12 protein-coding genes and 1 tRNA gene are annotated in these 8,940 nt (G+C 64.5%); 3 read left to right on the top strand and 10 right to left on the bottom strand.

Annotated features, from left to right (window positions below):
• The first annotated feature begins 85 nt into the window (after positions 1-85).
• Positions 86-826 carry a metal-dependent transcriptional regulator gene (locus EKH81_RS19190; protein WP_132057716.1) on the top strand — a complete coding sequence of 247 codons (741 nt, stop codon included), beginning with the start codon at positions 86-88 and terminating at the stop codon, positions 824-826.
• Positions 823-1,530, top strand: coding sequence for a TMEM165/GDT1 family protein (locus EKH81_RS19185; RefSeq protein ID WP_132057717.1), 708 nt, complete (start codon positions 823-825; stop codon positions 1,528-1,530). Before EKH81_RS19190 ends, EKH81_RS19185 begins: the two co-directional genes overlap by 4 nt.
• A gap of 1 nt (position 1,531) precedes the next feature.
• Here EKH81_RS19185 and EKH81_RS19180 read toward each other — a convergent pair whose 3' ends face one another.
• Positions 1,532-2,470: a phosphotransferase enzyme family protein gene (locus EKH81_RS19180; protein WP_132057718.1), complete on the bottom strand. Its 939-nt coding sequence runs from the start codon at positions 2,468-2,470 to the stop codon at positions 1,532-1,534.
• 121 nt (positions 2,471-2,591) lie between these two features.
• Here EKH81_RS19180 and EKH81_RS19175 point away from each other — a divergent pair, with 121 nt between their 5' ends.
• Complete coding sequence (locus tag EKH81_RS19175; RefSeq protein ID WP_132057719.1) at positions 2,592-3,242, top strand: LysE family translocator; 651 nt, start codon at positions 2,592-2,594, stop codon at positions 3,240-3,242.
• A 2-nt stretch (positions 3,243-3,244) separates the two neighbouring features.
• Here the strand turns inward: EKH81_RS19175 and EKH81_RS19170 are convergent, their stop codons facing one another.
• From EKH81_RS19170 to EKH81_RS19130, 9 genes are all read right to left on the bottom strand, one after another.
• Positions 3,245-3,955: an HD domain-containing protein gene (locus EKH81_RS19170; RefSeq protein WP_132057720.1), complete on the bottom strand. Its 711-nt coding sequence runs from the start codon at positions 3,953-3,955 to the stop codon at positions 3,245-3,247.
• A gap of 143 nt (positions 3,956-4,098) precedes the next feature.
• Entirely contained in the window at positions 4,099-4,824 is a 726-nt protein-coding gene (locus EKH81_RS19165; RefSeq protein WP_132057721.1) for an alanyl-tRNA editing protein, read from the bottom strand.
• Between the two features lie 113 nt (positions 4,825-4,937).
• On the bottom strand, positions 4,938-5,228 hold the full coding sequence (locus EKH81_RS19160; RefSeq protein ID WP_132057722.1) for a hypothetical protein: 291 nt from the start codon (positions 5,226-5,228) through the stop codon (positions 4,938-4,940).
• Between the two features lie 371 nt (positions 5,229-5,599).
• On the bottom strand, positions 5,600-5,833 hold the full coding sequence (locus EKH81_RS19155) for a DUF7129 domain-containing putative zinc-binding protein (protein WP_238392175.1): 234 nt from the start codon (positions 5,831-5,833) through the stop codon (positions 5,600-5,602).
• A gap of 66 nt (positions 5,834-5,899) precedes the next feature.
• Positions 5,900-6,004, bottom strand: a tRNA-Gln gene (locus EKH81_RS19150).
• Positions 6,005-6,069: 65 nt separating this feature from the next.
• On the bottom strand, positions 6,070-6,498 hold the full coding sequence (locus tag EKH81_RS19145) for a metal-dependent transcriptional regulator (protein ID WP_132057723.1): 429 nt from the start codon (positions 6,496-6,498) through the stop codon (positions 6,070-6,072).
• Positions 6,495-6,986 (bottom strand): ferritin-like domain-containing protein, encoded by a 492-nt coding sequence (locus tag EKH81_RS19140; RefSeq protein ID WP_132057724.1) that lies wholly within the window; start codon positions 6,984-6,986, stop codon positions 6,495-6,497. The genes EKH81_RS19145 and EKH81_RS19140 overlap by 4 nt, the downstream gene beginning before the upstream one ends.
• Before the next feature lie 138 nt (positions 6,987-7,124).
• A complete protein-coding gene (sufD, locus tag EKH81_RS19135) occupies positions 7,125-8,336 on the bottom strand; it encodes a Fe-S cluster assembly protein SufD (RefSeq protein ID WP_132057725.1) in 1,212 nt (403 codons plus the stop codon).
• Positions 8,333-8,940: SufD family Fe-S cluster assembly protein (locus EKH81_RS19130; RefSeq protein ID WP_202935129.1), on the bottom strand; the 608-nt coding region annotated here is incomplete at its 5' end. The genes EKH81_RS19130 and sufD, both read right to left, overlap by 4 nt.

Below are 8,940 nucleotides of genomic sequence, written 5' to 3'. Positions count from 1 at the left end.
AGCGCGCGACCGGTCGCGCGCTCGCCACGGCGATAGAAGATGGGACAAACTTAAACTTTAGACGGCTCTAAATGCGACCACGAACATGTTGAGCGACGTGATGGAGGACTACCTGAAAGCTATCTACACCCTCCAGACCGAGGACGGCGACCCGGTCGCGACCTCCGCCATCGCCGAGTACCTCGACGTGACGCCGCCGACGGTCACGAGCATGGTCGAAAAACTCGAAGACCGAGGGCTGGTCGAGCGCGAGAAGTACAAGGGGGTCGAACTCACCGCGGAGGGCGAGACGGTCGCGCTCGAAGTCCTGCGCCACCATCGCCTGCTGGAGGCGTACCTGACCGAACACCTCGACTACTCGTGGAGCGAAGTCCACGACGAGGCCGACCGCCTCGAACACCACATCAGCGAGGAGTTCGAGCGCCGGGTCGCCGACGCGCTCGGCGACCCCGAGGTGGACCCCCACGGCGACCCGATTCCGAGCGAGGACCTCGCGCCCATCGCCGAGGACGACACGACCCGCCTGAGCGACCACACCGAGGGCGACACGGTAGTCGTCGCGCGCGTGAGCGACCGCGACGACGAGGAACTCCGGTATCTCTCGAACGCGGGCATCACGCCCGGTACTCGCGTCCGGGTCGTGGGCGTGGCCCCGTTCGGCATGGTGACGGTCCGCGTCGGCGAGCGCGAGACGCCGGAAGCGTCTCCGAACGGCGAGTCTCAGGGACGCGAACAGAGCCTCCCCGAGTCTGTCGCGGCGTCCATCCGCGTCCGGCGCACCGAGACCGAGGGAGCGACCCCCGAGTCCGGGGTGGGCGGTGCGTGACCGGATGGGTCGAAATCGCGGTCGTGGCGGCGGTCGCCCAACTCGCGGTCCTGCCGGGCGAGAAGGTCCAGTTCATCATCGCCGGACTCTCGACCCGGTACGACCCGCTGGTGGTCGTGAGCGCCGCCGGGGCCGCGTTCGCGGGGTGGACCGCGCTCGAAATCTGGTTCGGGAGCGCCCTCCAGTCGGCGCTCCCGCCGGTCGCGCTCGACGCGTTCACCGCGATACTGTTCTTCGTCTTCGCGGTCGCGCTGTGGCGGTCGGCCCCCACGGCGGGCGAGTCGGGGGCTTCGCTCGAATCCGACGGCGGAGTGTCACAGGCCTCCCTCGGCGTGGACCTGCCGACCGTGTTCGGCCGGGACCTCTCGGAGTCGTTCGGCGGCTTCGTCCCCATCTTTCTGCTGATGGCCGCGGGCGAGTTCGGCGACAAGACCCAGTTGGTCACCATCGGACTCGCCGCACAGTACGGCGCGAGTTCGGCCATCTGGGTCGGCGAGATGGCCGCCATCATCCCCGTGAGCCTCGCGAACGCCTACTTCTTCCACCGCTTTTCGGGACGGTTCGACCGCCGGAAGGCACACCTGTTCGCGGCTGGGCTGTTCGGCTTCTTCGCGGCCGACACCGTCCTCGCCATCGCGACCGGGTTCTCGATTTGGGAGCAGGTAGTCGGTGGGGTTTCGGCGGCGGTGCTCGGCGTGATGTGAGTCACCGCTTTTCGGCCCGTTCGAGTGTGTCTGAAAGTCGCTCGGAGTAGAAACTCCGCTCGTACTCGGAGAGTTCGCCCATTTCGAGAAGCCCTGCGACGATTTCTACGAGCGTCTCGACTCTGTAGAGCGGTTCGTTTCGGTCGAAGGAGCTATCGAGGTCGTTCACTTCGCGGTATCCTTCGTAGAGTTTGGCTCGAACGTCCCAGTTGCTACACGGGTCGTGCATCCAGAAGCAGTTGGCCGCTTTCACGAGGTCTCGCTGATTGTGGCCGGAGTAGGCCCGGTCGAAGTCGAGTACTCCCGTCACCTCGCCGTCGCGGAAGAGGACGTTGTCCGGGGAGTAATCGTCGTGGCAGAGAACGGGCCGGAACTCTTCCGGCAGGTCTCCTCCCGACCGGTCGAACAGTCTCTCGACTTCTGTTCCAGCCGTTTCCAGTCCACCTTCTCGCAGGACTCCCGAACTCTCCTCGACGGTACGCTGTATTCGCCGTTTCAGACTCCCTTCTCGAAATCGTCGGACGGATGGATATCCGCCGTCGAACCGTATCCAGCCTGCCGTCTCGAAGTGCCTGACGTTGTGTATCTTCGCTAGGTATCTCCCCGCGTTCAGGACTTTTTCGGGAGACACGTCGCGCTCCGCCGTTTTGCCGGGTAGCTTTTCGACGAGCGCGTATTTTCTCCCGTCGAACGCGGTCATCTTCTCCGTCACGAGGTTCGGGACGGGTATCTCGGAGTTCTGCAACGCGGCGTAGCAGTTCAGGCCGCGTCTCAGAGAGTCCCGTCGGTCCTTGTCCGCGTCGGACGCAAACTGGAGTACGTACTCCCCACCGGCACAGTCGAGTTCGTACGTCTCGTGTAGCAGTCCCGCGTCTACTCGCGTGACCTCCGTCGGGGACTCTCCCAGTTCCCGTTCCGCTATCGAGACGATTTCGTCCATCGAATCTACGGCTACCCGTTCGAAGTGGAGTCGTTTACCGTTTGCCACCGATTTACGCGCCCCGGTCGCCGCAGTTCCGGTTTAGGAGAACTTTTCAGAGCCGACTCCCAACTCCGAACTCATGCAACTGCTGGTCTCGGCGCTGGCCGGGGTCGCGCTCGGTCTCTCGCTCGCGGCCCCGCCCGGACCGATGAACGCCGTCATCGCCGAGGAGAGCGTCCTCCGAGGGTGGCGGTCGGGCTTCCGGGCTGGTCTCGGCGCGATGACCGCCGACGCCTGCTTTTTCGTGCTGGCGCTTCTCGGGGTCGTCGCGGTCGTCCGTGACCTCCCGACGGTCAGGGGCGCGCTGTTCGGCGCTGGCGGAGTTCTGATGCTCTACTTCGCCTACGGCGCGGCGAGCGACGCGAGCGCCGCGTTCACCGGCGAGGATGTCACTTCGGCCGACGAGAGCAAGGGCTTCCAAAAGGCGTTCGCGCTCGCGCTCACCAACCCCTTCCAGATTCTGTGGTGGCTGACCGCGGGCGTCGGCCTGCTCGACCCCGGCACGTTCTCGCTCGACGCGCTCGGCATCACCGTGGCGACCGGAAGCCCGGTCATCGTGGTCGGCTTCTTCGCGGGCATCGCGCTCTGGATTACCGGCTTCCCGGCCGCGCTGGTCGCCGCCGGACGCCGCGTGGACGCGTTCGCGCCCGCGGTCGCGTACCTCAGCGCGGCGGTGCTGGCGCTCGCAGGCGTCTCGTTCGTCTGGGAGTCGGTGCGGATGCTCGGATAACCCTACGGCCGATTGTAGTTTCGCGGGTCCGACTCCGTCTCGTGGTCCATCTCGGGCACTTCGGATTCGAGCCACTCGCGGAACCACTTGACGCGCTTGAGTCGCTCGTGGACGATGCTCTCGGCGGTGTCGCTCTCGATTCGCGTGGCCGCGTCCTTGCCCCGCTCCATCACCCTATCGACCATCTCGGCGGCGTCCATGTGGGTCCGGGCTTCGTACCCCATCCGGAGCAGCATCAGCGCGGTGCCGTTCGCGCCCACCTTGTCGAGCAGGTCGGCCTCGATGAGACACTGAGCTTCCTTCGAGAGGTTCGTCAGGTCGCCCTGATACGAGTGATTCTCGACGGCTTTGCACACCTCCTCGATGAACGACTCGGGAAAGTCGCCGTGGGTTTCGAGGTACTTCCGAGCGATGCGCGCGCCCTCCTCGGCGTGGACCTCCTGGTCGGCGTCGAGTTTGGCGATGTCGTGGAACAGCCCCGCGACCCGGACCACATCGACGTTCGCGCCCTCCGCCTCCGCGATGGTCTCTGCGAGGTCGACCACGTTGAGGATGTGGTTGAATCGGTACTCCGCGGAGTGCCACGGGTACCACCGCATTCGGCCGCCGCCGTCCTCGTTCTCGACGCTGGCGGCGAGATACTCGTACACGAAATCCTGCATCGCCTCGTACTCCGACTCCGTAATCGGCGACTCCTTGATTTCAACTCCCACAGAACCACCTCAGTTGACCGAACTCCGTACTCATTGTTACTCGTATAAACGTATGATTGACTCTTTAGAGTTACGACGCCCAAACGAGTAGGGAGATTCGGTCGCGACACCTCGTTCACGGGCGACGTTCCACCCGGCCAGTCCTACGCGTCGTCCAGCACGAACTCGATTCGCTCGGTGTCCGCGCCCTTCGAGGTGCGGTCGGTTATCCGGACGCGCCCGATTTCGCCGAGGCTATCGACGTGGGTGCCGCCGCACGGGCAGTAGTCGAACGCTTCGACCTCGACCACCCGGAGCGGGTCCACGTGGTCCGGAATGAGGTGGAGGAGCGACCGTCCTTCGTCCACCCGCGATTCGACTTCCTCGCGCGGGCGCTCGGCTTTCGTCACCGACAGGTCGCGCTCGATGGCTTCGTTCGACAGTTCCTCGATGGTCTCGACGTCTTCCTCGGAGAAGTCCACCGGCTCGAAGTCGATTCGCGACCGGTCGGCGTGAATCTGGTTTCCGGCGGTCTCGCCGCCGAACTCGTCCAAGACGACCCGCGAGACGACGTGCTGGGCGGTGTGCATCCGACGGTGGGCGTCGCGGCGCTCGGCGTCGATTTCGCCCCGGACCGTCTCGCCCGAGTCGGGAACCTCGCCTTCGATTTCCGCGACGTAGTGGCGCACGTCGCCGTGGTTCTTCCGGACGTTCGTGACCTCGGCGCGGCCGCCGTCCCACTCCAGCGCGCCGTGGTCGGCTGGCTGGCCGCCGCCTTCGGGATAGAAGTAGGTGCCGTCGAGGACGACGTACTCGTCGGTCGCCTCCGCGACCGTCGCTTCGAACTCGGTCACGCCGTCGGCGTCGGGAAGGTACCGCTGCTCGCTCATGAGTGACCGAAGGCCCCCCAACGTCTTAACGGATAGGCTGTCGGTAAGTCGCTCAGACCGTCGGGCAGTCGTCCGCCGCGGTCGCCGACCGCGGCGGACGACTGCCCGACGAATCAGCCGAACCAACCGCCGACTCGCCGGAGGAGTCGCACGACTGTCGGAAGTTCGGGCCGTTCGTCGCTCGCGTCGGCGCGCGCGACCGGACGCTCCCGAGAGCGGTCGTCGTCCTCGGAGCGGGGACGGCCGCGCTCGCGCGACCGGAACAGGTCGCGGGTCGAGAGCGCGAACAGCGACCCGCATATCACCAGCCAGACGGCCGGGGGCGACCGGGACGCTCGGCGAGCGCAGACGTACCCGACGCCGAGGAGGAGGACTGACGAGCCTGCGAACCACGTCAGCTCCATCGTGAGTCGTCGGTTCGGGTCTCGTCATCTCGATTCGGTGTCGGAACGGGGGGCATTCGCGACGAAAGACGAGACCGAACGGCTTTGTTATGCGTCGCTTGGGGCGCTCGCACCGAGAACAGCGCGAACCTGAACCGAACCCTCGGCCGCGGTAATCGGTCGCTACTGGCTGACGGGCGCGGTTAGGGGCTATCTCGGCGAGACCGTTGATACGGCCGGCCGTTGACCGTCTGCGGGCATAGTGGGGAATTCCACGCAGGACGCGCCGAAACGCCGCGTCCTGTGAACTGACGGCGGCGCGACTGGCGAGTCACTCACCGACGAGCTGACCGAGGCGCTGGAACTCCGCGACGAGTAGCGTCGAGAGTCGGCTACTCCGTCGAGTCGTCGGACTCCGAGGGCGTTGTCTCCTCGGCTTCGGCGTCTATCGACCGGATTTCGTCGGCTCCACAGTCCGGACAGTCGTCGCGCGCGGTGTGAAAGCGTGCGCCGCACGCCGCACACTCGTAGGCGGCCGCCTCGTCGGCGGCGCTCTTGGCGTCCTGCTTGAACTGCTCGACCTGTTTTCCGAGTTCCTTGAAGAGGCCCATGCGTTGGGTTCCCATTCGGAGCGAGAATGGAAAAGGATTGGCGTCGGCTGCCGGTCTCGAATTAATATAAAATATTTTATATAGTCCCGGGCGGATTCGAACCGCCGTCATAGGCTCGCTTCCGTGACGGCTTGTAACCCAGTCACGTCCAAAGGCCCATATGATTGGCCACTACACCACGGGACTGCACTCGATTCTAACGGGACAATCCACTTGAACGTATCGCAATCGAAAGCACGTGGGATGAAGACTCAGTCGGCTTCGCCCTGTCGCATCAGTTCGGCGCACATGTCGGCCTCGGCGTCGAAGCAGTCGGGGCACTGGGGTTCGCGGTCGATGATGGTGTCGAGTCGCTCGGCCACCGTCTCGTCGATGACGCTTTCGAGCGCCTTCGCTTCGGCGGGGAACTCCTCGACTTCGAGGACGTTCTTGAGGAAGCGTTCGATTATGCAGTAGGTCTGGAGCGCCTCGCGGGCGCGGGTCTCGCCGTCGTCGGTGAGGCTGACGCCCTTGTACTTCTCGTGGTCCGCGAGACCGCGGTCCTGTAGCTTACCTATCATCTCGTTGACGCTCGCCGGGCTCACGTCGAGTCGGTCGGCCAGCGTCCCGGTCGATGCCGGTCCGCCTTCCATCCGCTGTACGAGGTAAATCGATTTCAGGTACTGGTCTGCGGTGTTCATTCTCGGGCCTCCATGACCGCGGCGACTTCTTCGACGCCTTCGGCCTCCTCCTCGCGAATCTCCTTCAGGGTGTCGAGGAGTTCCTCGCGGTCGAGACCGAAGGTAGCGTCGTTCGATTCGATGGCTTCGATGAGGTCGTCGTAGAATTTGTACGCGGTCTCCTCGCCGTTGAGTTGGTCGTAGAGGATACCGTCGAAGTCCTCGGGTCGCGTCTGGGCGTAGTGGGCTTCGACCAGCGCTTCGACCTCCGAGAGCGGTACCGGGTCGGCGTCGAGTCGGTCCACGAGCGCTTCGAGGCGTTCGCGGTGGTCGGCCGACTCCTCGCGGGCCTCCGCGAGGAGTTCTTCGATGTCGGCGTCTCGCTCGTCGGGCGAGAGCGTCTCGTAGTGACGAGCCGCCCGCACTTCGACGACCTCCTCCAGCACGACGCCGATTTGGAGCAGGCGGGCGAGTTGGCGGTCGGTCGAGACGCGGTGGCCGACGCTCACGCCGACCACCCACGCTCGAACGGCAGTGCGACAGTCATCGTGGGTAGGTCGGGTGGTCGGGGACTTAACAGATGTGGTTGCTCGCGGTTTCGAGGCCGGTCGCACACTGCGGAGACGAAAAATGAAGGTCCGACCGAATCAGCCGAGTCGCGCGGCGATTTTCTCTTCGAGGTCGTCGCGGAACTCCTCGACCGCAATCTCCTCGAACACCGGGACGAAGAAGCCCTCGACCAGCATGTCCCGCGCGGATTCCGAATCGACCCCGCGAGAGGTCATGTAGAAGAGGTCCTCTTCGTCTATCTGGCCCACGGTCGCCGAGTGGCTCGCCTCGGTGTCGTGGTTGTTGATGATGAGCTTCGGGGAGGCGTCGGCCTCGCTCTCGTCGCTCAACATCAGCGTGTTCTCGCGCTGGTAGGAGTTGGTGTCCCACGCTTCGGTGCCAACGTCCTGAACGCCCTCGTACACCGACCGCGCGGCGTCGTCGAGGACGCCACGGGTCACGAGGTCGGCGGTCGTGTGGGCGGCGTTGTGCCAGACTCGAACCGCGATGTCGAAATGCTGGTCGTTGTGGCCGAAGAAGGCACCGACCGTCTTGGTTTCGGAGCCTTCGCCGTCGAGTTCGGTCTCGACGGACGACTTCGTGAGTCGCGAACCGAGATGGCCTTCAATCCAGTTGACGGTGGAGTAATCGGCCGTCTCGGCACGCTTGAGCGTGTAGTTGTACGTCTCCTCGTCCAAGTCTTGGAGGGAACCGTACTGGACGTGGCTGTTCTCCCCGGCCGCGATTTCCACGATGCCGGAGTAGTAGCGCTCGCCCTCAATCGACTCCCCGGTGTCTTGGCGCTCCAGAATCGTGACCGAACTCGACTGCTCGGTCACGACGAGCGTGTAGTTGAACAGCGACTGGGAGTTCTGCGTGGTTCGGATGGTCACGTCCTCGGCAGCGACGTTCCGCGGGACGTACACGACGGTTCCCGTGCTGAACAGCGCGGTCGAGAGCGCAGTCAGGTAGTTCTCCTCGGGGTCCACGACCGACGCGAAGTGGTCCTTCAGGAGGTCCTCGCGCTCGCTTACGGCCTCCGAGAACGGAAGCACTTCGACCTCGTCGGGTCCGAGTTGGTCCTTCTCCTCGGCCGCGTTCAGCGGGTCCACGAAGCTCTCGTAGTCGAGCGCGTCGAGGTTAGTCCAGTCGCGACCGGGCGTTCGAATCACGTCAGGCATTTCGAGGTCGTCGAGCGCCTCGAGCGCGTCGAGTCGCGTTTCGAGGAGCCAGTCGGGCTCGTCGAGGCTCTCGGAGATTTCTCTGACGGTCTCCTCGGAAATCGTCTCGTGGACTTGGGTCGCAGTCATCCGAGGCTCCCCTCCATTTCGAGTTCGATGAGTCGATTGAGTTCGACGGCGTACTCGATTGGGAGTTCTTCGGTGATGGGTTCGATGAACCCCGAGACAATCATCTGCTTGGCGTCGTCATCGTCCAATCCACGCGACTGGAGGTAGAAGACGTCCTCGTCGCCGATTTTCCCGACCGTCGCCTCGTGGGCGACGTCCACCTTCGACTCTTCGATTTCCATGTACGGCATGGTGTCGGACGTGGATTCGTTGTCGAACATCAGCGCGTCGCACTCGACTGCGGTCGAGGAGTGCTCTGCGCCGTCGGCGATGTGGACCAGCCCGCGGTAGTTCGTACGCCCACCGTCCTTCGAAATCGACTTCGATTCGATGGTGGAGTTGGTGCGCGGGGCGTTGTGGTAGACCTTCGCGCCGGTGTCGATGTCTTGGCCTTCGCCCGCGAACGCGATGGAGATGTGGTTCGCGGAGGCTCCGGGACCCTTCAGAATCGAGCAGGGGTAGAGCATGGTGGCTTTCGACCCCATACTGCCCGAAACCCACTCCATGCGTCCGCCCTTCTCGACGAGCGCGCGCTTGGTGTTGAGGTTGAAGGTGTTTTTCGACC

This window comes from Halorussus amylolyticus, from assembly GCF_004143485.2.
Classification (GTDB): domain Archaea; phylum Halobacteriota; class Halobacteria; order Halobacteriales; family Haladaptataceae; genus Halorussus; species Halorussus amylolyticus.
Note: the sequence above shows the minus strand (reverse complement) of the source record. Positions and strands in the feature narration are given on the sequence as shown.

Coding starts and splice junctions, on each gene's coding strand:
- EKH81_RS19190 (WP_132057716.1), top strand. CDS start 86: ATGTTGAGCGACGTGATGGAGGACTACCTGAAAGCTATCTACACCCTC.
- EKH81_RS19180 (WP_132057718.1), bottom strand. CDS start 2,470: ATGGACGAAATCGTCTCGATAGCGGAACGGGAACTGGGAGAGTCCCCG.
- EKH81_RS19175 (WP_132057719.1), top strand. CDS start 2,592: ATGCAACTGCTGGTCTCGGCGCTGGCCGGGGTCGCGCTCGGTCTCTCG.
- EKH81_RS19165 (WP_132057721.1), bottom strand. CDS start 4,824: ATGAGCGAGCAGCGGTACCTTCCCGACGCCGACGGCGTGACCGAGTTC.
- EKH81_RS19160 (WP_132057722.1), bottom strand. CDS start 5,228: ATGGAGCTGACGTGGTTCGCAGGCTCGTCAGTCCTCCTCCTCGGCGTC.
- EKH81_RS19155 (WP_238392175.1), bottom strand. CDS start 5,833: ATGGGAACCCAACGCATGGGCCTCTTCAAGGAACTCGGAAAACAGGTC.
- EKH81_RS19145 (WP_132057723.1), bottom strand. CDS start 6,498: ATGAACACCGCAGACCAGTACCTGAAATCGATTTACCTCGTACAGCGG.
- sufD (WP_132057725.1), bottom strand. CDS start 8,336: ATGACTGCGACCCAAGTCCACGAGACGATTTCCGAGGAGACCGTCAGA.